This is a genomic window from Streptococcus sp. KR, from assembly GCF_002238115.1.
Classification (GTDB): Bacteria; Bacillota; Bacilli; order Lactobacillales; family Streptococcaceae; genus Streptococcus.
Genome location: NZ_NGVM01000284.1, coordinates 1 through 252, shown reverse-complemented (window position 1 = coordinate 252; position 252 = coordinate 1). Strand labels below are relative to the sequence as shown.

The 252-nt window shown below is 37.3% G+C and carries 1 protein-coding gene; it reads right to left on the bottom strand.

Going from position 1 to position 252, the window contains the following annotated elements; genetic code table 11:
* Nucleotides 1-182, bottom strand: a 182-nt coding sequence (locus tag CBI42_RS13085) for a hypothetical protein (protein WP_218822079.1), incomplete at its 3' end; no start/stop codon positions are given.
* Nucleotides 183-252 lie beyond the last annotated feature (70 nt).

Genomic DNA, 252 nt, shown 5'->3' with positions numbered 1-252 from the left:
CCACCGCCAACAAATAGCAGGAACATCCCTACTACCAGTGATATCCAATAAACAAGCTGTTTTTTCTTCATGTGTCTGCTCTCCTCCAAATAAATAGTGATGAAACCCTCAACAAAATAAACAATTGAACACAACAAAAAAGCCCAGCTAGTATTGCTAGCCAGGGCCGTTTCTTTAATCACTAACAACCTATATTCAGACATTGAATTTGAGCATACGAAATATCCGATAGATACGCTATTAATTGACAAA